This window comes from Aeromonas sp. Y311-2, assembly GCF_027706025.1.
GTDB classification, from domain to species: Bacteria; Pseudomonadota; Gammaproteobacteria; order Enterobacterales; family Aeromonadaceae; genus Aeromonas; species Aeromonas veronii.
In genome coordinates this window covers 26,978-47,573 of record NZ_JAPDCL010000015.1, presented here as the reverse complement: position 1 = coordinate 47,573, position 20,596 = coordinate 26,978, and the positions used below count along the sequence as shown (strand labels likewise).

Sequence of the window (20,596 nt, the reverse complement as noted above, 5' to 3'; positions counted from 1 at the left end):
CCCCCTGTTTGTCACTATCAACCGCCAGTTGCCGGAGCAGCGCCAGGCAGCTTGACGTTGGACAGTTTGGCCAGTGCGTGAGTAGCCTTCAGCGCCATGCCCACGTACATCTTGATACGGGTACGGGTCGCATCTTTGTTCTGGACGGTGCCCAGATCTTCGATGGCGAAGCCGGCCGGGTGGTTCGACGCGAACAGGCCGTGCAGACCGCTGTTCTCATCCAGGTGGAAGGCGAAGATGTCGGCCTTGCCGTCCTTCTTCTGGATGAAGTCGTTCACCAGAATCGGCACACCGTCGTGGGCCAGGATCGGGCGATCGAAGTTCGGCAGCTGGATCATGCCGCCGTTGTTGCCGCCCATCAGGCGCAGCATGGCCTTGTAGGCACGAACGTGCTCGGAGCGCATCATCAGGCAGTCAGCACCCAGCTTCACAGCATCGGTCAGCTCGTCGAACATGGAGAAGCCCATGTCGTAGCCCTTCGCATCGATGATCTGCTTGGCGTTCACCAGAGCGTTCAGGCCGTCGAATTGCTTCTTGGCCTGGGTGCCGTTGATCAGGGCATCTTGGAACTGAGTCCGCATACCCTTCAGCTTGGACGCGATCTGGATGGCCTTCTGGCTGTTCACATTGGACATGGTGCCATCCAGGAATTTATCCACATCGACGTCGCCGATCAGAATGCGGAGCTGGGTGGTCACTTCGTCGAAGGTGGACGCGCCTTCCTTCACTTCATCGTTCGGATCAAGCCAGTCACCGGTCGCCAGAGTTTTCTCGCGATGGTAAACAAGCGCCTTACCGGTGGTAGGGGCGAACGGCAGAATGCCGAACAGGTCATCCTTGTTGATGAACTCTTCAATCACGCCGCGCAGCATGTCTTCTTGGGACAGCTTCGCGGCCTCTTCACGCAGCAATGGCATGTTTCATTTCTCCTTACGAGTGAACAACAGTAAACATTTACTGATCACGCCTCGCCGATAAAAAGCGTTACTTGGCGCTTTGCTTATTCAGAGCAGCCTCAATGCGGCTGACACCCTGGCCGATAGCCTTGGTGGGATCAGCAGCCTTGTCGGTGCGAGTACCAGAACCGGCGCCAGACTTAACGTTGGAGCGGATCAGGCTTTCATAGTCGCTCTGAGCGGACAAAACACGCTTGAACGCCTCATCGAACGAGACGGGTTGGCCGTCCTTATCGACCAGAGGGGCTCGACCCTCTTGGCCACGCGGCTTGTCGTAACCAACAACCTTGCCATCCACGATGTCGAAGTGGTCGCCATACAGGCGGCGGCTACGCTCGGGATTCATGGCCTGGACAAGCTCCTCACGGATGAAAGAGGAGTTGCTAAAGGCCGCACCGATGGTCAGGTCTTCGATCTGCTTTTGGAACGATGTGACTTGGTTGCGGAGCTCATCGCGCTCCTTTGCCACGGACTGCAGCTCCGCACCGGATTGGGTGCGAATCTGCGCCAAGACACCTTCGTGCTCATCGCGCATAGCCTTGAGGGCTTCATCGAAACGACCCTGCTCGATCAGTCGAGCGTTAGCTTGCTCACGCTCCTGCTGATCCAGCTTTTGCAGGCGCTCCTGCATCTCGCGGAAAACCTTGGGGTCGATACCCTCAAACTCCGCCAGTCGAGCCTCCAACTGACCGATCTTTTCCTTGCGGCTCATGGACTCCTTGAGCAACTGCGCCTCGCGATCAGAGGGCTTGCCGTTGCCGTCGTTGCCCTTGTTGTGGTCAACGTTGGCATCTGCGCCGTCCGCACCGGTAGAGCCACCGGATGCAGCACCGTCTTCGCCGGCTGGAGTCATGTACTTCAGGAATTGGTTACGAAATTTCATGGTAAGCCTCTCTCTTGGCTATCTTTGGCCTGTCTCTCGGCCGGTCTTTACTGCTTTGAACCTTGGTTGATAACTTCCTCGTTTCCTTGGTTGCTATCTTCCTTGGTTGGTTTGTTGGTTGCGTCAAATCCAGACAGCATTGAAGCAACCGCGTCGTCCATCTCGTCGATAGCGGACTCAATCTCCTTGCGATCCTTATCAGAGATGTACGGATACAGCTTGGAGACCACCTGCTTAAGCTGGTAGCGCTTCAACTCGATGGGGGCGGTTAGCATCTCGATGCGACCTGAAATATCCAGTTCGTCATAGAGAGTTCTGGTGTCGAAATTGCGCGGGTAATGAACAAGTCGCTCCGGCCCTGACATGGCGACTTCGTGCTGGTCGCCAGACCATTTACAGACCAACTTGAGCATCTGCAATTCTGCGAGCTCAAGCGAGGCGGCTTTGTTCACAAGCAGGGAGTTAACGCGCTCAAAATCGTAGGCCTTGGCCACGCCTGAGCTGTTATCGATCCCAGAGCTGTTGTCCTGCTTCGTGCGCTCACCAGCGACACCTACCGAGTGGTAGATCTCGTTGATGATCTGCTTGATGCTGGTAATGATCAGCTCCGCCTGCTTTGGATCAGGGGACAGGAAGAAAGGCTTGCCGCCTTCCGCTCCATCAAAGGTGAAGATGCGCTTGGTGCCGGCTTCCAGAACCTTGTTGTGGCCATCGTCCCCGGGCAGAAGGCTCTGCGCGGGAATAGCCAGCTGGGAGAAGGTCTGATCCTGGATAATCGCGTCCAGGTTGCTCAAGTAGTTGGCGCAGGCTCGGTCTAGGTAGGCAATATCACCGATCAGGCTAGGGGCGGTGTAAATGCCCTCGCTGATCATATGGTCAACCCAGATAACCGGCACTACGCCAAGCCCGTGAACGTCAGTCTGGATAGTGAACTCGACGTTACCGAGCTCGAACCCTTTCCCCTTGTCGATGAAATGAACGGAGAAAAGGAACCATTCCTCTCTTGTCCACAGTCGATACCGATAGCTGACATCGCCCGAACTGACGAACGGGTCAGAATCGTCACGCACACGCTCGCGGATCAGAATCCAGCGAAGATCGCCGTCTTCATCCACTGCGAGATCCAGTACATCCTGGGGAGGCACTTCGTATGAATAAACCTGAGACTTGGTCTCGGCCAGTGACTCACCCTGTCTCTCAACCACACTATCGACCACCACCCAAATCCGGCCGTACACGCTGGCCAGCTTGGAGATGTATCGCATGTAGGTGTCGATACTGGCGCGTTTTCGAGTGGAGGCACCCCAGAACTTACGGATGCACTCAGGCGCATCCTGCTCTCGTCTGCGGATTTCACCCTTGAAGGTGTACTTGTTCACAAGATCGACCACTTCTCGAGAGTGGTTGAAACGGTAAGCCCGCTTCACGCGATCTTGGAACTCGCCCTGGCCTTCTTTCATGTAGGGGAAGATGTTTTTGGCAAACCAATCCCTGCCACCCTCATAGGTAGCCTTCAAAAAATCCCAATGCTCAAGCATCCCTGAGTATTCAGGGTGCCGGCGTTGAAGCATTTCGAAGAGAATTTTCTTGTCCAACTGTACCTTCTCCTACATTACGGCGCCATTTTAGTAAGTATTTACTGACCATGCAATCACAATGAAACCCCAGCAATGAAGATTTTCCGTACAGGGAACTCCATCTCGATGCAGTAACCAAGCGCGTCGGTAACGTGCTCGACGGACATGGCCTTGTTGATCTCACGCGATCCCTCCTGATACATGGTCTGCTCAAAGGAGATAATCGTTTGGTGACAATGCGGGGCGACAAACATACCGATATGGCCTTCCGCACTCAGCAGCTTCCTGTTGACGGCGTTCACTCGGTCATCGATAGCCGGGTGCTTGCGCCGGAACTTGATCCTCTTGAACCCGTGATCGCGAAGGATATCCAGAGAGGACTCTCCTCGGGCATGCTGTCTGGCCTTGCCGGCAGGGTCGGGGTAGATAGTGATCTGATCCATGTGCCTCCAATATCGGCGGGCCAGCTCACTTGCGGCCTCGTCAACGTTGGAAGAGAACTGCACGATCTCATCCACGATCCAGATCTGCCCATTGGTCTGTGGCTGCATGACAACCATAGACATCGGGTCAATGTTGAAGTCCATGCCGACCCAAATTGGCAGTTTCGGGTCGAACTTGACGTCGTTCCGAACGTGGGTTCGCCGGTCGAACGGATAGTAAACGCGACCGGACACACTCTCGAAAGAAGCCTCGAACTCCTGCCGGAAGGTTCGAGGGTCCATGTCTTTTCGAGCCTGGTCGATCTCGTATGCAGGGATGAAGGGGGAGGTGATAGTTGGGAACTGCCAGCTCTCCCACATCGGCAAGGTTTCATCCTGCCCCTTGATATAGGCGTCATAGAGGAGGTTGAAGGATTTTGGCGTACCGATAAAAACGGCTCGCCCGTTTGTGCTTGCCAATGTTGGGCGGATACACTCCTCCCACACCTCCGGCCGCATATCCTGGTACTCGTCCAGAACGACGAAATCCAGACCAACGCCACGCAGCGAGTCTGGGTTATCCGCCCCCTTACAGCTGATCTCGGTGCCGTTCCGCAGGAACAGCGTAAGCTCCGTCTCGTTGGGCTTTCTGGCCAGCCAGGACTTTGGAATGACCGCCACAAGATCCCGCCACATGATCTGTTTCGCCATGCGGAAGGACGGCGCGATATACCAAATACGCTGCTTGGGCTTGCGAGCGGCCTCCCGGATCATGAGGCCGCGGCAAAGGTGCGTCTTTCCAAACCGGCGACCGGCTACAACCACGCGAAAGCGAGCCCTCGAACGGGCCACCTTGCCCTGAGCCGGATGGAAGGCCATCGAGAAGCTCACTACTCGGCACCCTCCAGGGCGTCGTCATCGTAACCTTCGTCCGTTGTGAGGCCCATCTCTTCAGCCTGGAGGCGCTGCTGCTCGCGGATCGACTCGATCTCTTCCTCAAGCATGTCTCTAACCTCGAGGGTCGGCAGTTCGTCGTCCAGGGTGTCGTTGTCGATAATGCCAAGCACCGTGTACCGGTTCTCTCGGGTCAGCTTCAGAGTCTCGGCAGCAGTTTTCAGCGCCTTGAAGACGCCGAGGGACGTTGCGATAGAGCGACCTTCTGACTCGACACCGACCATCTCTCGGACGATCCGCTTATCGATCGCCTGGTTAAGCCGGTAGTGCTCTTCTTTGGTCTCGCGAATGCGCTGGGCGATGATGGATGCGTCTTCTTCAGCCGCGTCCTTCATCTTCTCGGTGACTTTTTCTTTGATCTCGGCTGCTTTGGAGCCCTTCTCGATGCCGTTGGCCTTCATGTGGCGCTGAACGGTGATCGGGTGAACGCCAAACTCCTCGGCGATCTGCTCAAGGTTAAACTCGCCGGACTCGTAGAGTGATTCTGCTTTCGCCCACTCCCCGGGAGTGAGCCTGCGCTTGGGATCGGCCATTTGCTCCATCCTGAATAGGAAAAATTGGGGCGAGCGAGGAGTCCTCAAAAGAGGGGCTCGCCCCGAGCTGAACAGGGAGTCCTAAGATCTCCGGCGCCAGTTTAGATCGAACCTCCATAATAAGTAAACACTTACTGATCAAGCAGGCAAGCATTACCGAGGTCTAATCACTTTTGAGTTTTTGAAGGACAGAACAGGCAGGGGAGGCAGAAGAGGTTCCGCAGGTGAGTGAAAAGCAAACCCCGGGGTGATCTCTTCTCCGCGGGCCAAGCCGAAGGCGCAGGCCTTGCGCGAGCGAAGCGAGCGCGTAGGTTCCGAGACTTGGGAGATAAGCTATACTAACTTGCAGTTTTTGGTTTTCAAAATTCCGGATAGGCTATACTGAACTATCATCACTTTTTGTTGCTTCTACTATTTATAAGAACTTTTTTCTTAAAAAAATAAAAACATAGACGCGCGTGCGCGCGCGCGAATACATCAAAACGCTCGAAAAGTCAATATTTACTGATTTGGTGTTAGCGAGGAATGGAAAAACAAGGCCAGCTTTCGCTGGCCCTGATTTCTATCTTGAACGTATCGCATCGACACATTTCCAGACGCAATAGAATCGATTTACAGCGAATCCAGAGTCTTTCTGCTAGTGTCAGATGCCCCAGCGCGTCTGAATCGCTCTAAATCAATTCTGCGCAGCTTTCCGCGAGCTTCGCCCCTCCCTCTCCGGTGACTGTTGTCATCTGATAGCCGAGTTTGGTTATCCGATACACAACCCGGCTTCTTCCACGCCGGCACTCTCTGCCAGCCTTTTCGATGACCCCCTTCTCGATCATGAACCGGAGGGTGTGCTGGATGGCCTGCTTCGTCACCTCATAACCGGCTCGCTCGATGAGCTGGTCAAGATCAACAAGCGATCCGTCAGGGTTTCGTTTTTTGATTACCTCGATCAGGAGGAACATTCGCATGGTGAGGATCATGAGAGCTCCAGTGGTTGATTTACAGGTTGTCGGTCAAATGCCAGGAGAGGAAGCGAGGCGGGCATCGGCCGGCCCCAATCAGGGTTCTCATAGAGGGCATAAACGGTGTACCCGAAGATGAGCTGCTGCAGCTCCCGAACAAGGTCGTGATCGCTCATTGTCATCAGGTCGTCAGCCGTCTTGCCGAGGTTCTGGCCGGTCTTTTCGCGAGAGCTGTGCCGGTAGTAGAAATCGATCATCTGCTTCCGCAACGCTTGGTAAACGGGCTTCGGCTGTGAAATGAGCTCCTGGTACACCGCCTCGCGATCGGCCGGATGGCATTCGAATGTTTCGGCCATAAACTTCAGACCGACCTCGTAGGCCGCGGCCCTACGCAAAGGCGCCCTGACGAACCCGGCCTTTGTGTCGAACGGGTTGTATTTGGCCATCGAGCTCACGATCTCGACATAACGCTTACCCTCCATTCGGCAGACAAGGTTCATCATCCGGTAGGAAACACCGGTCCCGCGGTACATGGTCGATGTCACGATGCGCCCGATCCGACGCATGTTTGCATTCAGCCAGGCAGGGCGATGCTTATTGGTCAGAGTTGTATCCGCGCCAGGCTTGAGCTTCGGCAACATGTCGTGGCGCGGGCCAAGCAACAGGGCGACGGATGAAGTGACCACCACAGCGACAATGTCGTTGGTCGTGGTCAGACGGCATCGCCAGAATCGAGGCGCTGGAGGGAGGTTCTCGGCCTTGTAGTGCAGGTGATGGAGCTTGTCCCAATCCTCCTTCGAGCCAACCTCGACAACCATGTGCTCAAGCAGGCTGAACAGCCTGCTCTCACACTCCGGATGGCGGGTGATAATGGTCTCGCTCATCGCTTGCCGCCCTCTTGGTAGGAGCCGGCAGAAATGGCTGCAGCCCGGGCGCGGAAAATCTCGACCCCCTTGTCAGCCAGTTTCTCGGCGGTCCGGCCACCGATGTAGCCGCCAAGACCGATTTGGACGATGTCCAGGATCTTGAGTACGACCTCCTGATCCATGTCCTGATGTGTCCATCCCATCCAGTAGATGCAGACCATGGTTGAAAGGGCCATCATGATGATCGGACGCCAGTTTCGCTGCAGCCATGACTCGCCTTGGGCTTCCGCCACAATCACAGACTTCTGAGCATCAACCTCGCGGCCAAGCAGCTCTACGACCGATGTGGTCAGCTGGGCCGTCAGGGCCGTCTCCAGCTCCTTCGCCTTGTCTTTGTCCTCAATAAACTTGCCGACAGTCCCAGAGACCACGTTGCTCACCGTCTCAAGAACACTGGATACCAATGGGATCATCAAAAACCTCCTTTACTGATACGGTGAGCGCTTGCAACAACACTCTGTCCATCGCCACGTTCTGCCTTGATCGGGTCTTTGTACTTGAAGGTCTTGGCCACCTTTCGGCAGCCCTTCACGACCTCTTCCTGCAGATAGGCAATAGCCTCCTGACTGTCCGCGTCGGCGGGGACGCCTACTCGTCTCAGGATGTTGAATGAGCAGTGCAGAGCCTCATGGAAGAGAACGAACTCATCCTCGACGTCTGGGACCCAGATCAGGTTCGCGACGCCGTTGGGTGTCGTGAAACTCATGCAGTAGCCGCCGCAGTCCTGCAGGTCGTCTCGCGTGATCTCCCAGTCCCTCTCTTTCAGCCTTGGAGCCAGGAAATCAAGGACGCGCTGATACGGACCTGTGAAGAAATAGAACCCCGAGCGGAACAGCTCGATTGGGTAATAGGGGTGTTTCACGGTCAGTACCTCGCCATGGTTTCTCGATCAGCAACTCGGATTGAGATCTCGTCGGCGAACCGCTTGTCGATGGTCATGGTCGGCCGGAGATCCCACATGAGATCCTTGTGAGTGGTCGCCACGATGAGGGTGATGCCGGCTTTCTCGCACATCGCACGAACCGAATAGGCCACCACCCGGGCAGTGGTTCGGTCCAGGATCGCCCCGAACTCGTCCGCCGCGATGACATCGACACCGGCATCGAGCAGCTTGGCGATGATGAGGCGGTATCGCTGGCCGTCAGACAGCTCCGAAGGACGGCGAATGAACAGATAGGCATCGTTGAGCCCTGCTTTTGACAGGATCTTGCAGGCCTCCTCCGTAGACTTGCCGATCTGGTCGATCAGAGGGACATCCTCCAGCTCAACATCATTCAGGGTTGCCACCTTGAGCCCGTAGTCATCGCGATACTGGCGGGCGAGCTCGCGCAGCATGATCGACTTTCCGGAACCGGACTGGCCCGTGATGTAGATGCAGTCGCCCTGTCGGGTCTGGAACTTGAGGTTGTCGTAGACCACGAACTCTTGTTCTGAAACACCAAGGCCGAAGGCCTCAGCTACCTCAAGCACTCGCTTTGACCGCTTTACGCTCGTCTGGAAGCGAACATCAACGGTGTGGTTGTAGATCTTCTGGGTCACTGTCGAACTCCTGGGCGGCGAACCGCCTCGCGATACGGTGGCTTTCCAAACCGGCGAGGTTCTTCACAGCATCGGCATAGGCCAGCTGCTCCCCTTCCTCGCTTGTCAAAAAGTCACCGACCGGTGGGTTAATGTGTCCGACGATATGGATTCCATCTTTAAGGTTCAGGATGCAGATAGTGGCCGAGCCCGCCCTGGCGAACTCAACATTCTCGATAAGGTCTTCGACCCCCTCGATGTGAGAGAGCGGATCTATGACCTCGAAGCGCTCTGCAAACGCCTCTTGGGTTATCAGCTGGCCATCGATAAAGACATCGCCGACAGCTGGCTGCCGGCCTGTCTTGTTGTCCACCCTGGACACGTTCATCACCCGCATATCCCCAAGCTGGAAATAGTCAGGAGAGGCGCCCAGGGCGACAACATGCTGGAAATCAAGGCCTCGCTCTCGATGGAGGCATCTAGGCATTGAACAGGGTCTCCTCTGCATGACGGACGAGGCCACTTACGCCAGACTCTCCGTGAGAGACCAGAGCCAAGAATCGGGTCAAGATCCGAGCTTGTGACGCAGAGACGTCCTTCACTCCAAATACCTTGGCCAGCGGAACGCGAGACTCTGTGAGATCCTCAACGTGCTCTTCCTCGCCGGAAACATCCGGCATCTCTTCGGAAATACCCGGGTATTCGACAAGCAGGTCAGTGCTCATCTCGCCAAGGTCTTCCATCAGGAAATTGAGCTCGCGGTCGTCAAAGCCTAGGTCGCAGAGGTCGATCGACTCTTCAGCCAGCCAACGCAGCTCTTCCTGCAGGATGTTGGTATCGAAATCCCCCTCGCTGACCTTGTTGTCGGCCAGACGAGCGGCAGCGGCCTCAGCCTTTGTCAGGTCGTAGCGCACGAAAACAGGCAGCTTCTTCCAGCCCAGCTCGATCAGGGCAAGCGTCCGGCCGTGACCGGTGATCAAAGTGCCATCCGGCTCAACGTTCGGCGGGTTGATCAGGCCGTGCTTCTCGATAGAGCGAGCGATTTTGGCAATCTGCTCCTTCGGGTGCTTCTTGGCGTTCTTCTCATAGGGGATGAGCCTGGAGATGTCCCACTCCTCGAGCTCCTTGGTCTTCTTATCAGCCATTGAGATCCTCCATGCCGAAATCGGCCAGCAGATCCAGCTCGGCGTCGGTCAGCATCTCGGTGCGGGCCGGCTCTTTACCGCCAAAGCTCTCTTCGTAGTTCCGGCATAACCAGAGCAACGCTTCTCCCGCTCGAATGGCGGAGTCAGAGTCGGTGATGCCTTGCTCCTTGATGATCCGCTCGATCGTGTCCTTCACGAACTCGGAGTCCTCGACAGGCACCTTGTACTTCATCGCCTGATGGGTCTGGATCTCACGAACCGGCGCGGCCAGAGGCTCTTCGTCCATGGCGTCCAGATCATCCAGGGCGCCGAGCAGATCGGCTTCTTCGGGTGATTCCGATGCGCCAAGCAGTGCGCCAAGCTCATCAACGCCCATGTTCATCCACTCGGCCAGCTCGTCGGCCGAACCCAGACCGGTCAGCAGCTCGCTCAGCAGGCCAGCATCGTCATGGCCATAGCGGGAGTTGTCGATCATCAGCGCTCGCTTGGCGTCTTCATCGCTGATCTGGCCAAGGTTGATAACCGGCACCTCGGTCATGCCAAGGTCGATGGAGACCTCAACGCGGTGCTCGCCGCCCACAATCTCCAGAGTGCCGTCCTCCAGGGTACGAACCAGAATTGGACGGACATGGCCATGCTTCTGCAGACTGTTGCGGAGCTTGGCTTCTTCCTCCGGTGACATCTTGTTAGGGTTCCATTTGTTCTTAACGAGATGCCGCGGGTCTTCGAAGGTAAACTTCAGTTTTTCCTTGCTCATTGTGATAATCTCAGTGCGTGTTTAATGAACATTTATCCGACCTCTTCGGTCAGTAAACACTTACTGATAGGTTAAGCAAAGTATAAGAGCTAGGCAATCCGATGATCGTAAAAATGGTGTCCAACGCGGTTAACGCGAAACTGATCGACCCTCCGAAGGAGCTGAGACTGCTCGTCTCGGACATCCTGAGCTACTCGGTGGAGGGGTTTGAGCACATGACAAAGCGCCCAGGTTGGGATGGCCGCTCAACGTTCTTCTCATTCAAGACAAACAGCTTCCCCGCAGGCTTTTGCTATGTCGTCAGACGGAAGCTGAGAGAGGCCGGCTACCTTGTTCAGCATGTGACTCGCCCTTTGCCTGAGCCTCTTGGGCCCGAGACTCCGGTCGTTGACGCATTCGGGTTTGACCCTCGATACGCATACCAGATGGAGACCGTCCGGAAACTGGAGAAGTTCGGGATGATGACGGCCCAGCTGGCTACCGGCGCCGGAAAGTCGCGTGTTGCCCGGCTCGCTTACGCCCGCATCAAGAGAAAGACCCTGTTCCTTACCACCCGATCGGCCCTGATGTACCAGTTCGCCGATGCCTGCCGCGAGTCATTTGGCGATCAAGAGGTCGGGATTGTTGGAGATTCGATCTGGCAAGCAGATCGCCCGCTCGTCTGCGGCATGGTGCAGACGCTCGCAAGCAGGCTCGTCAACTACACCGCTGACGAGCTGATAGAGAGGCATCTGGTTGCGCAGGCCGAGCGCGAGAAGAAGGAGATCCAGAACCTCACTGCCAGGCTTGCTCGCAAGAAAGCGCCCAATGACGAGCGAACCAAGGCCATTGCTCAACTCAAGCGAGAGCTGGCCAAGAAGCGCATGTCTGACGCTGATCTGGCCGCTCATATCGAGCGCAAGCTTGAGACACAGGCCAAGAACAGGGCTGAGACGTTGGAGCTCTTGAAGAGCTTTGAGTTCGTGATCGCAGAAGAAGCCCACGAGGCAGGCGGCAACAGCTACTTCGATTTGATGCAGTCCTGCACGAATGCCAACTACCGGCTCGCCCTGACTGCCACCCCGTTTATGAGAGACGATGCCGAGTCAAACATGAGGCTCATGGCGGTATCCGGCGGGGTCGGTATACGGGTGAGCGAGAAGCAGCTTATCGATCTGGGGATCCTGGCCACGCCAATCTTCCAGATCAGCCGCACACAGAAGCCTCCGAAGCTCTTCCGCAGCACGGCCTATCAGAGAGCCTACGACGTTGGGATCGTCAATCACGACTGGCGAAACAAGCGCATCGTGGCTGAGTGTATCCGAATGAGCAGATACGGCCTGACATCAATGGTTCTTGTCCAGAGAAGAAACCACGGCGACCGGATCAATGAGCTGCTGGGCAAGGTCGGTATGAGGGCGGAGTTCATCAACGGCGATGACGATGCTGAGGGCCGCAAAAGGGCGCTGTCCAAGCTTGGAACCGGCGAGATTCAGGTCCTCATTGGGACAAATATTCTCGATGTTGGCGTGGATGTGCCCTCTGTTGGGTGCATTGTGCTGGCCGGCGGAGGCAAGGCCGAGGTGGCAAACCGGCAGCGCATAGGACGAGGCCTGCGGGCCAAAAAGACAGGCCCCAACATCTGCTTCGTGCTCGATTTTATGGACGAGCATAACCAGCACCTTCAAGAGCATGCCCTGCAGCGAAGGGCCATCATCACCGGCACCGAGGGTTTTAAAGAGAACCTGCTCCCGATGGATCAGGACTGGAATATCGCCGATTACGGCTTTCAACGAGTAGGAGGGTAAGTGAGTACAGAGATCAAACGAGTCACGCTTGAGGTCAGTCCGGCCCAGCACCGGAAGTTGCGTGACGCCTGCCGCAAGTTCGACACCACACAGGCCGAGCTCTTGGGATACCTCATAGACATAACCCTCTCCAATACCGATGTGGTCAAGACGGCCGTTGAGTCGATGGTCCGCAAGCGGAAGATTGAGGAGGAGCGTCAGCGCCAGAACGAGGACAAGGCGAAGCAGCTGGTCTCCTCTCTCCCGCCGGAGGTGCTGGCAAAACTGCTGTCTGGCGAAGCGGATCTGTCGAAGTTATGAGTTGGTTCGCTGTTGTTGGGGGCGCCGTTCCGCCCGGGCTTGAGCCGGTTCTGGTGAGGGTTCTGGACGCTCTTAGTGCCAAGGGGATGTCGATGCGAACCCATAAAGGCGACATCGGCAACCTGGCAATGGAGCACTTCAAGGGTGGCAAATTCTCGTTCTGGCCCGGCTTTGAGCAGACGGGCGTCATCGTGCATGTCGATCCGCGCAATACCGACCTCACCAAGACGCTGATCAGGAGCGTCCCAGGGTTCGCCAGAGCCTCTGGTCATGAGAAGAGCCTAGCCCAGTCTGTCGCCGCATCAGTGATCGGCCTGGACGGGTCAGGTTCGTTCAAAGCATCCTTTGGGATAACGATGGAAGCGACAGAGCTTGATAAAAAGTTTCCTTGCTTCATTGCTTCAAAGCTTGGTTTGAAGTTGTATAACATCGCAGACAGAAATCAACTTTCAGAGCTGGTTTCGGTCATTCGTAGATATGTGCCTTCATTAAAACCAATGGAGGTTCAAATGAACGAAGTTAAGAATGTTGTTTTGCAAGTAGCATCAAAGGAAGTTGGCAAACAAGAAATCCCCAAAGGTTCAAACTGGGGTCCTCACGTTCAGGGGTATCTGGCGGCCGTCGGTATCGGGTTCCCTGCAGCCTGGTGCGCGGCGTTTGTGTACTGGGTGTTCAAGCAGGCCGGACTGATCGGGAAGATCCCCAAGACGGGCGGTGTGCTGAAGATGTGGCGGGATGCGCCGGTATCGTGCCGAGTTACCGACCCTCAACCCGGGGACGTCTTCATCATGGATTACGGAAAGGGCCTGGGGCACACCGGCATCATTGAGAGGGTGGATGGCGACAAGCTCTACACCATCGAAGGCAACACCAACAGCGAAGGCTCCAGGGAGGGCTACGAGGTGGCCAGGAGAGTGCGGAGCAAGGCGAAGTGCTTGGGGTTCTTGAGATTTTGGTAATTTGAGGTAAGAGAAGGGGGCGATATAGATCGCCCTCTTTTCTTGTTGTAGATTCTGCTCCATCTCATAAGTGGAGTCCCAAACGAAAATGAAAGTCCGAGTATTGTTCTTGGCCGTCGCGGTAGCGCTCGGCGTGACAGGATGTGCAGCGAACGGCCAGCAGGGAGGTCAGGAGCAGGGTCAGACCGTATCCAGGCCGGAGGTGCAGATCAAGGCCTCATCCGACAAGGTTAAGTCCGAGCTGGTAGGGAGACTGACTAAGGCGGGGTTCGATCTCGAGGATGAGGGCCAGTTTAAACTCACTTTTTCCAAGCCAATCACCGACCTGAAACGGATCATGAGCCTGACACTTCAAGGGGTGAACTCATCGGCATCCAAGCGAGACATTATCGACTTCACAGTCACGGAAAATTCAGGCGAAACGACCGTCATTGCAACGCAATTTGTTGGACTTGAAAACGCATTTGGCAAGCAGTTAAAGTTCGAGGAAAAGTACCAAAACGAAGCGCATGAATCGATACAAAACAGCTTGGAAAAAATGAAAAAAGAGATGGAAAAATCATAAAGAAAAGGCCGCAAAATGCGGCCTTTTTTGTTCCGTAAAATCACGGGAATAATGGCAAGAAATTCAGCGGTAGGCAGCCGTCGTAAGGCGTAATCAACCTGGACACTGCGGGGGAAGAAAGCTCAATGTGCGCTCTCTCGACCAAGGTGATATGTGTGAGGCTGACTCGCAATATTGCAAACCTCCCCCGCAGTCATTACAGGCAGTAAGCACTTACTGACAGACATCATACCACACCACCCCCTCCCTTCATCAACACCCTGAAACTAATTCATGTAACAATTTTATATTGTTACATGAATTGAGGTAAGAGCATGTTTTTAAAGGGTTAAATTAGAGCGTCCGAGCTCGTCATGATACAAGATCATGTAACTTTCAACGTTGTTACACCTCGCGAGATTTTCAGCTCGGCGGCGGTGATTGGCCGTCAGATCTCGCGATTTCACATACGAGCTCAAATAGCCTGTAGGGGTGTTTACCCTCTGCCTCGCATCCCATAGGATCCACAAAAATTTCACCTGGACTGACAATGACCGAACAGAACCTGCCGCTCTCCTTCAAGAACTTCATCGGGCAGAACAACACGATGCACTACGGCGTCCTCGAGAACGGCTACACATACGCGATCACCCGGCTCATGTTTCACGTCGCGCTCTACCTGAACTCGACAGCCGACGGGCTGTACGTCGCCTATGACGCTCGGGTGACGCCTCCGATCGGTTGAGCTGATATGATGGGTGGCTTTGAGACTCATAGCTTCATGGCATCCATCACCGTTCACTGTCCTCGTTGCAACTCTGACCACGTATATCGCCATGGGAAGACCCCTGCCGGCCATGTTCGCTATCGTTGCCCCGTCTGTCCGCACGTGTTTCAGCTCACCTACACCTATGAAGCCCGCAAGCCTGGCGTCAAAGACAAGATTGTTGATATGGCGTTCAGCGGCTCAGGTGTTCGTGATACAGCTCGCGTCCTCAAGATTGGCATCAACACCGTCATACGCGCCCTAAAAAACTCACCCCAAGGCAAGTAATCTCCGAAAGGGTGGTGCTCGATGACGTGGCGCTTATCTGTGAACTTGATGAGCAATGGGCCTATGTCGGCAATAAACAGCATCGACATTGGCTTTGGTATGCCTTTGATACCAAAATAAAACGAGTCGTGGCATATACCTTTGGCCCACGCAACGATGAGACATGCCGTCGGTTGCTGAGCCTGCTTTCTCCGTTCCAGATAGGCTTTATCACGAGTGATGACTGGGGAAGCTATGCCAGAGAGGTGCCGAGCGAGATGCATCTGACCGGGAAGATATTCACCCAGCGTATCGAGCGTAACAACCTGACGCTCAGAACGCGCATCAAGCGATTGGCTCGCAAGACCATCTGCTTCTCTCGTTCCGTTGAGCTCCACAAGAAAGTGATTGGTGCCTTTATAGAAAGGCACCATTTCAGCTGATTGGAGGCATTACCCCAATAAAAACAACTTTTTGAAGATCCTCAATAAATTGCTCTGTTTGTTCGGGGCTTTGCAGAGTGAGGATAGAATTTATTTGATCCTGTCCAATTTTAATGCCTGTTGCTTTTTTGGATGCGGTTCAAGTCATTCGCACTGTATAACATGGCGGTCTCAAAATATTAGATTGAAAAGGTCTATTAATATACAGATTGGGATTGCAGTGGCAGAAAGTTTATTTAGTATGTACGCGACATACCAGATGGGGCTAATGGCTTTAATGTGGTGGCTGATACTCGCAAGCGTAAGGCTAAGAATTAGCAGCCCAAAGAAAATTCCGATGGCATAAAGTGTATACATAAATCTCCCTTTTATGAGGCATTCTGACAGCAGCGATTATGTCGTCCCAGCCCTGAATTTCCCACCATTTTTGCCTTCCAGAGCTTGGTCGCCCAAATTCTTTGATTCTGGGGTCTAATGGTTGCCTAAAATAAGCAGGTTGTGGCTGTCGGCGGCGGCGATCTCTAGCGCTCGCTTGGCCTGAGACTGGCCAATCACATCCTGCAGATCCGGTACATCGGGCAGGCTCTCCGCGTTTTGGGGATCCGGCAGCGGCAGTTCGTACTGACCGGCCAGCCATGCCGGTCGCCGGTGATCATGTCATAAGCTGTCGGCGACTGGTTCTGCCAGGAAAAGCCAGTTGAAGGCGAAGAGTGAGAGGCTGTCCGAGAGCCGTGTCTATGCGTAAATACGCCAAAAATGAGAGAATTGCTTTTTCTGTAACCGTTTCTGGGAGGGATGGTGAAAATATTGAAGTACATCGCTATAGGGATCATCGCGCTGCTAATAATCGGCAACGCAATGAGGCCAAGCAAGGAAGAGCTTGTAGCGCAAGGGGACTGGCTGTTCACGACCTGCATCAACGAGGCTAGAGCGCACGACAGGCTCGACCAGACTCAACGAGAGATCTGTGGCACAGCTGCAGCCCGGATCAGGAAAGGCGAGGCGACTCTTAGCAAAGAGGCAATCGACAGCTTCGAAAAGGGTCTGGATTGGGACAGGAAACCGCTGAAGGAATGAGTGAGGGGCCGCGGCCCCTTTTTTATTGCCTCACCGTCCAGGCGGAAACTTCTCGACCGAGGCTCGCCATGTGTCGTATTTTTGTCTGACGAAAGCGAGCGAAAACATGCTCTGGGGACGTCGAAAATCACGCTCTGACGCGCTGCAGAAGCGCTCCGAGAGTATCGAGCGCTGTGACGATACGTCTGCGCTGTGGGAAACGCTCTAATCGCTTTCTGTGAGACAACTAAACTTGCTTCCAAGGAAGCTTTCTTCGTTGCTGGAGTCATTATGTCGGTAGGCCGGAAGCCGGGCACCCCTGGTAAACAGGGTCGGGCGCCTGTACCCACTCGTAAGCAGTTCAACATCGCCCTGCAGCGTTGCGAGGGCTACCCTCACGCGCTTAGGAACAAGGCTCTGCTGGCCATGCTGTTCGGCCTGGGCCTTCGTCCCAAGGAGGCATCGAGCCTCACCCTGTCCGACGTTTACGACTTCAAGGCGGAGGCCCTGCTACCGGAGCTCACCCTGCTCAAGGCCTACACCAAGCGCGGGAAGGTTCGGATGTTGCCGCTGAACAACGACCTGGTGACGGAGCACATGCTGCGGTACATCCAGTTCAGGAAGGAGAACCCACGCCACTACCGGCCGGAGGCTCCGCTGATCTTATCCCAGCGTGGCGGCCCGTTCACAGCGAACAGTCTGGGGAACCTGGCGAACGAGCTGCTGCAGGTGAGGGCGAGCATCAGCAAAGCCTGTACCTACTCCGGCCGGCGCTTCTTTGCGACCACCCTGGTGCGGAACAGGGTCGATTTGCGGACGATACAGCGCTTGATGGGACACTCCTCACTGGCGACGACGCAGATCTACATCGAGAGCGACCCGGTCATGATGGCAGATGCGACAAAGGGCATTCTTTAATGCTGCCAACAGTTGATTTTCAGCAATTACTTACATATCATCGCCCCAGCTTAAAAAAAGCATCCTATCACTTTCCACCGATAGGGATTCCAGCGATGCCCGCCTCTGTCATCCCCACGGCGGGTTTTTTTTGCCTTTTTGCCGCCTAAGCGCAACAAATTTACCGCCTAACAACATTGACTGTCAGCATTCACTGAAATATCCTAGCCTCAGTCGCTTCTGTGACTACCCGTAAAGCTGAGACCCGGTTATCCGGGTCATTTTTAGGATCACAGAGGCACCCTGGTTCGTTTTACGGCAACGACGACTGGCACTATCTACGACATGGCGAGCGCTCATTTAGGGGCGCTCTTTTTTTTGGGATCCTGCACCGTTTCGTCCGTGATTTGGCCTTGTTCGTCAACGCCTATGTGCTTCGTCCACACCCTCTTTATCCCCGCCACGTCGATGTCGCTTATGTCGGTGCCTTCCCTGGATAATGGGTCTGCATTGGACGATGAGTATTCGGAGTAGTGCGAGGAGATGATCCGGTAATGGGCAAGCCGGCCTTCCCCTTCCAGACGCATGATGCCCTTGTTCTCGAGGCTCTTAATCGCCTTCGCCGCTGTGTTGTATGACACACCAAGCTTCTCAGCGACCTCTTTCACCGTCACCCCAGTTTTCCGGTACTTCTCGATCATGGAAGCCACGACCGTAGCCTCCTTCTCCCGCTTCTCACGAACAAGGCTTCCAGCAAATGACTCCGAGTCTTGGACCTCGGTCAGGCCACGCTCGTAGGCCTCGGTGAACCGTTTTATTGCTCTCTCGATGACGCTGCACTGGTACTCGACGAAGTAGGTGAGATCCATGTCGTCGGTCTCGGTATGGACGTATGAGACACCATATGCCTTCGGCGCCTCCTTGAGCAGTGTACTGATCGCGATGTACTGGAAAGCCTCGTAACCGCTCTTGAACATGAACCAGTAAAAGAGAGACCGAGCTACCCGACCATTCCCGTCATTGAAGGGGTGCTCAAACCCGATGTTGAAGTGGAGCACGATCGCTTTGAGCAGCGGGTGTAGAAAGGTCGGCCCGTTCGCCTCATCGTGATGTTCGTTGGCCCAGTCGCAAAGGCGCTGCAGTCTGGTGAGTATCCCGGCTGCCGGAGGCGGGGTGTGAACGACATTGTCATCGCCATCAACAACCTCCACATTGTCACCGGTTCGGAATGCGCCAGGTGTGTACTTCCCATCCTCGATGCCCGCGACACCGCATCTGTGCATGTCCAAGATCAGCTCGATTGTGAGAGGCTTGTCCTTGTTGACCAGGGCGAACCTCATCATTTCAAAGTTGCCGATCACCATTCTCTCATCCGGGGTTCTCGGCGCCCTCTTTTGCCGGATCATGTCCTTAGCCACGATAGTTGTCGTTGCCGCGCCCTCCAGCTGACTGCTGCTGATAGCTTCCTCTGCGATCAGCTCGTCCAGCATAAACTCGACATACTTCGACTCCTGAACGTCCTTCTTCATCCAGTTCATAGCGGCCGTGGTGGCCGTCTTATCGACCAGTGAAGTGATCCGGTGGATGGTGGGGGTCAGGTACAGGGTTGCCTTGTCCATATCCTCACCGACATTCATCACGAAGAACGACTGGGTGGTTCTGGCCATCTTCTTAAACTGCCATGCCAGTCTGGGGTCGATCGGCTTTTTGATGCGAAAGTAGAAGTCGTGATAGGAGAGGTATCTCCCCTTCTCGTCGCAAGGCTGCATGTGGTCAACGTATGCGCTCGCGTGTTCTCGCCCAGCACTGACGGCCAGCGCCATTGACTCGATGAACTCGCCTTTTCCGAACTTGGGAGGCTTTCTCAGCATGAATACTCCGCCAGGTGAAATTGAAACGGACGCGGCCGAAATGCGGATTCTGTTCGCAAAAGGCCGGATTATTGAGAGAGTTTATACAGGAGGGAGGGTGATTAGTCTCAAAAAACGTCAAAACTGAAACAAAAGGCCAACTAATGCCGGCCTTTGTCTCAATATCAGGCTGCTTTGCGCTTTTCGAGCGCCTTCAGCTGCTCCTCTTTCGACTTGCGCATCAGGTTCAGCAGGGCATTCTCTGCCGCCTTGCTCGGGGTGAACATGTTGGAGTTATCGTCTCGCGGGTCGCACAGCAGGATGGTGTCCCGCTCTGGATCATAGGCGCACAGAAGTCTCATGCCGCGCTCGTGCTCCCACCACATCGGGCTGACCAGGGCCATCCGATTGCCGCCCTCCGAAGCAACCACTACCTGATCGTGATAGGGGACAATCTTCTCTGACCCCAGAGCCCAAATCGGCTTGTTGGCGCTGTCCATCTTCTTGCGCAGCTCTTCGTTCCGGTGATTCAGGAGCCTGTTGTTCTCGGTCAGTCTGGCGTTCTCCTTCTTGAGCTCCTCGTTGCGCTCCCTCACGCCGTCCAGACGCTTCTTCATGCCTTTGGGGTCGAGCTCACGCAGTTGCTTCACCTCTACAAGAAGGGACCCATGCTCGGTCTCCAGCTTGCGATGTCGAGAGGCCAGTTCGTCGTACCCCCGGGCAACGCGGTCTGAAATTTCAGTCAGCCGAACGATTTCTGCATTGGCAATTTTGACCGACTCGTTGTGCTTTTCCAGAAGCGCCTTTCGGTCGTTGTGAACGTGCAAAAGAAGGCTCTCTTTCTCAGCCAACTCAGCTCTAAGCCTTGCCAGCTCTGTCTCCAACGCCTCGTTGTCCGCAACAAGACGGTTGAAATCCGCAGTGTCCTGATTGTGGGTCTCGATGACCAGATCGAGTGCTTCACGAAGAGTTTCCAGTGGGTGTTTTGGCTCGTTCATAGGGTTCCTTACGACTCGTAATTCGACAGAGCGACAATATCGGGGCATTCTCGCTCTGCACTATCTTTGACAGCGAGATTCTATTTTTGCTCAACAGGCATCGCA

23 protein-coding genes and 1 pseudogene are annotated in these 20,596 nt (G+C 55.0%); 8 read left to right on the top strand and 16 right to left on the bottom strand.

The features are described 5' to 3' along the window. Positions 1-17: 17 nt before the first annotated feature. The 13 genes from OKC42_RS14615 to OKC42_RS14555 form a co-directional block, all read right to left on the bottom strand. The gene (locus OKC42_RS14615; RefSeq protein WP_213390124.1) at positions 18-917 is read right to left on the bottom strand and encodes a major capsid protein; all 900 of its coding nucleotides are present in this window, start codon (positions 915-917) and stop codon (positions 18-20) included. A gap of 67 nt (positions 918-984) precedes the next feature. Then, positions 985-1,839 (bottom strand): DUF6651 domain-containing protein, encoded by an 855-nt coding sequence (locus tag OKC42_RS14610; RefSeq protein ID WP_213390125.1) that lies wholly within the window; start codon positions 1,837-1,839, stop codon positions 985-987. A gap of 47 nt (positions 1,840-1,886) precedes the next feature. After that, positions 1,887-3,434 (bottom strand): hypothetical protein, encoded by a 1,548-nt coding sequence (locus OKC42_RS14605; RefSeq protein ID WP_139495340.1) that lies wholly within the window; start codon positions 3,432-3,434, stop codon positions 1,887-1,889. 56 nt (positions 3,435-3,490) lie between these two features. Next, entirely contained in the window at positions 3,491-4,729 is a 1,239-nt protein-coding gene (locus OKC42_RS14600) for a terminase large subunit domain-containing protein (RefSeq protein WP_204524149.1), read from the bottom strand. Continuing rightward, on the bottom strand, positions 4,729-5,325 hold the full coding sequence (locus tag OKC42_RS14595; protein WP_107961260.1) for a hypothetical protein: 597 nt from the start codon (positions 5,323-5,325) through the stop codon (positions 4,729-4,731). Before OKC42_RS14595 ends, OKC42_RS14600 begins: the two co-directional genes overlap by 1 nt. A gap of 671 nt (positions 5,326-5,996) precedes the next feature. Further along, positions 5,997-6,296: a hypothetical protein gene (locus OKC42_RS14590; RefSeq protein WP_107961259.1), complete on the bottom strand. Its 300-nt coding sequence runs from the start codon at positions 6,294-6,296 to the stop codon at positions 5,997-5,999. Then, a complete protein-coding gene (locus tag OKC42_RS14585; protein ID WP_107961258.1) occupies positions 6,293-7,162 on the bottom strand; it encodes a hypothetical protein in 870 nt (289 codons plus the stop codon). Before OKC42_RS14585 ends, OKC42_RS14590 begins: the two co-directional genes overlap by 4 nt. After that, entirely contained in the window at positions 7,159-7,617 is a 459-nt protein-coding gene (locus OKC42_RS14580; RefSeq protein WP_107961257.1) for a 3TM-type holin, read from the bottom strand. Before OKC42_RS14580 ends, OKC42_RS14585 begins: the two co-directional genes overlap by 4 nt. Beyond that, positions 7,617-8,066, bottom strand: a complete 450-nt coding sequence (locus OKC42_RS14575; RefSeq protein ID WP_139495341.1) for a hypothetical protein — start codon at positions 8,064-8,066, stop codon at positions 7,617-7,619. Before OKC42_RS14575 ends, OKC42_RS14580 begins: the two co-directional genes overlap by 1 nt. Positions 8,067-8,068: 2 nt before the next feature. Next, positions 8,069-8,743 (bottom strand): ATP-binding cassette domain-containing protein, encoded by a 675-nt coding sequence (locus OKC42_RS14570; protein ID WP_204524150.1) that lies wholly within the window; start codon positions 8,741-8,743, stop codon positions 8,069-8,071. Then, the gene (locus tag OKC42_RS14565) at positions 8,712-9,209 is read right to left on the bottom strand and encodes a hypothetical protein (RefSeq protein ID WP_270820151.1); all 498 of its coding nucleotides are present in this window, start codon (positions 9,207-9,209) and stop codon (positions 8,712-8,714) included. Before OKC42_RS14565 ends, OKC42_RS14570 begins: the two co-directional genes overlap by 32 nt. Beyond that, positions 9,202-9,867, bottom strand: coding sequence for a ParB/Srx family N-terminal domain-containing protein (locus OKC42_RS14560; protein ID WP_107961254.1), 666 nt, complete (start codon positions 9,865-9,867; stop codon positions 9,202-9,204). Before OKC42_RS14560 ends, OKC42_RS14565 begins: the two co-directional genes overlap by 8 nt. Further along, a complete protein-coding gene (locus OKC42_RS14555; RefSeq protein ID WP_270818120.1) occupies positions 9,860-10,624 on the bottom strand; it encodes a ParB/RepB/Spo0J family partition protein in 765 nt (254 codons plus the stop codon). Before OKC42_RS14555 ends, OKC42_RS14560 begins: the two co-directional genes overlap by 8 nt. Before the next feature lie 101 nt (positions 10,625-10,725). On the opposite strand from OKC42_RS14555, the gene OKC42_RS14550 reads away from it, so the two are divergent. The 6 genes from OKC42_RS14550 (at position 10,726) to OKC42_RS14525 (ending at position 15,690) form a co-directional block, all read left to right on the top strand. After that, positions 10,726-12,411 (top strand): DEAD/DEAH box helicase, encoded by a 1,686-nt coding sequence (locus tag OKC42_RS14550; RefSeq protein ID WP_139495342.1) that lies wholly within the window; start codon positions 10,726-10,728, stop codon positions 12,409-12,411. Next, positions 12,412-12,711: a hypothetical protein gene (locus tag OKC42_RS14545; protein ID WP_107961251.1), complete on the top strand. Its 300-nt coding sequence runs from the start codon at positions 12,412-12,414 to the stop codon at positions 12,709-12,711. Further along, positions 12,708-13,670 carry a CHAP domain-containing protein gene (locus tag OKC42_RS14540; RefSeq protein ID WP_270820149.1) on the top strand — a complete coding sequence of 321 codons (963 nt, stop codon included), beginning with the start codon at positions 12,708-12,710 and terminating at the stop codon, positions 13,668-13,670. The genes OKC42_RS14545 and OKC42_RS14540 overlap by 4 nt, the downstream gene beginning before the upstream one ends. An 88-nt stretch (positions 13,671-13,758) precedes the next feature. Continuing rightward, complete coding sequence (locus OKC42_RS14535) at positions 13,759-14,235, top strand: hypothetical protein (RefSeq protein ID WP_270820148.1); 477 nt, start codon at positions 13,759-13,761, stop codon at positions 14,233-14,235. A gap of 529 nt (positions 14,236-14,764) precedes the next feature. Next, positions 14,765-14,959, top strand: coding sequence for a hypothetical protein (locus OKC42_RS14530; RefSeq protein ID WP_139495345.1), 195 nt, complete (start codon positions 14,765-14,767; stop codon positions 14,957-14,959). Between the two features lie 36 nt (positions 14,960-14,995). Beyond that, positions 14,996-15,690, top strand: a protein-coding gene (locus tag OKC42_RS14525; RefSeq protein ID WP_443111669.1) for an IS1 family transposase whose coding sequence is annotated in 2 segments (ribosomal slippage) — positions 14,996-15,239 and positions 15,239-15,690 — 696 coding nt in all. Because the reading frame shifts where the segments join, the coding sequence is not laid out codon by codon here. A gap of 480 nt (positions 15,691-16,170) precedes the next feature. On the opposite strand, the pseudogene OKC42_RS22700 reads toward OKC42_RS14525, so the two are convergent. Beyond that, positions 16,171-16,329 (bottom strand): annotated as a pseudogene (locus OKC42_RS22700) (ATP-binding protein); the annotation flags it as partial. A gap of 168 nt (positions 16,330-16,497) precedes the next feature. Here OKC42_RS22700 and OKC42_RS14515 point away from each other — a divergent pair. Both OKC42_RS14515 and OKC42_RS14510 read left to right on the top strand, forming a co-directional pair. Next, positions 16,498-16,767: a hypothetical protein gene (locus tag OKC42_RS14515; protein ID WP_139495346.1), complete on the top strand. Its 270-nt coding sequence runs from the start codon at positions 16,498-16,500 to the stop codon at positions 16,765-16,767. 270 nt (positions 16,768-17,037) lie between these two features. Further along, the gene (locus OKC42_RS14510) at positions 17,038-17,664 is read left to right on the top strand and encodes a tyrosine-type recombinase/integrase (protein WP_139495347.1); all 627 of its coding nucleotides are present in this window, start codon (positions 17,038-17,040) and stop codon (positions 17,662-17,664) included. Between the two features lie 335 nt (positions 17,665-17,999). Here OKC42_RS14510 and OKC42_RS14505 read toward each other — a convergent pair whose 3' ends face one another. Continuing rightward, entirely contained in the window at positions 18,000-19,514 is a 1,515-nt protein-coding gene (locus tag OKC42_RS14505) for a Fic family protein (RefSeq protein ID WP_139495348.1), read from the bottom strand. Between the two features lie 164 nt (positions 19,515-19,678). Further along, positions 19,679-20,491 carry a hypothetical protein gene (locus OKC42_RS14500; RefSeq protein ID WP_139495349.1) on the bottom strand — a complete coding sequence of 271 codons (813 nt, stop codon included), beginning with the start codon at positions 20,489-20,491 and terminating at the stop codon, positions 19,679-19,681. Positions 20,492-20,596: the final 105 nt, after the last annotated feature.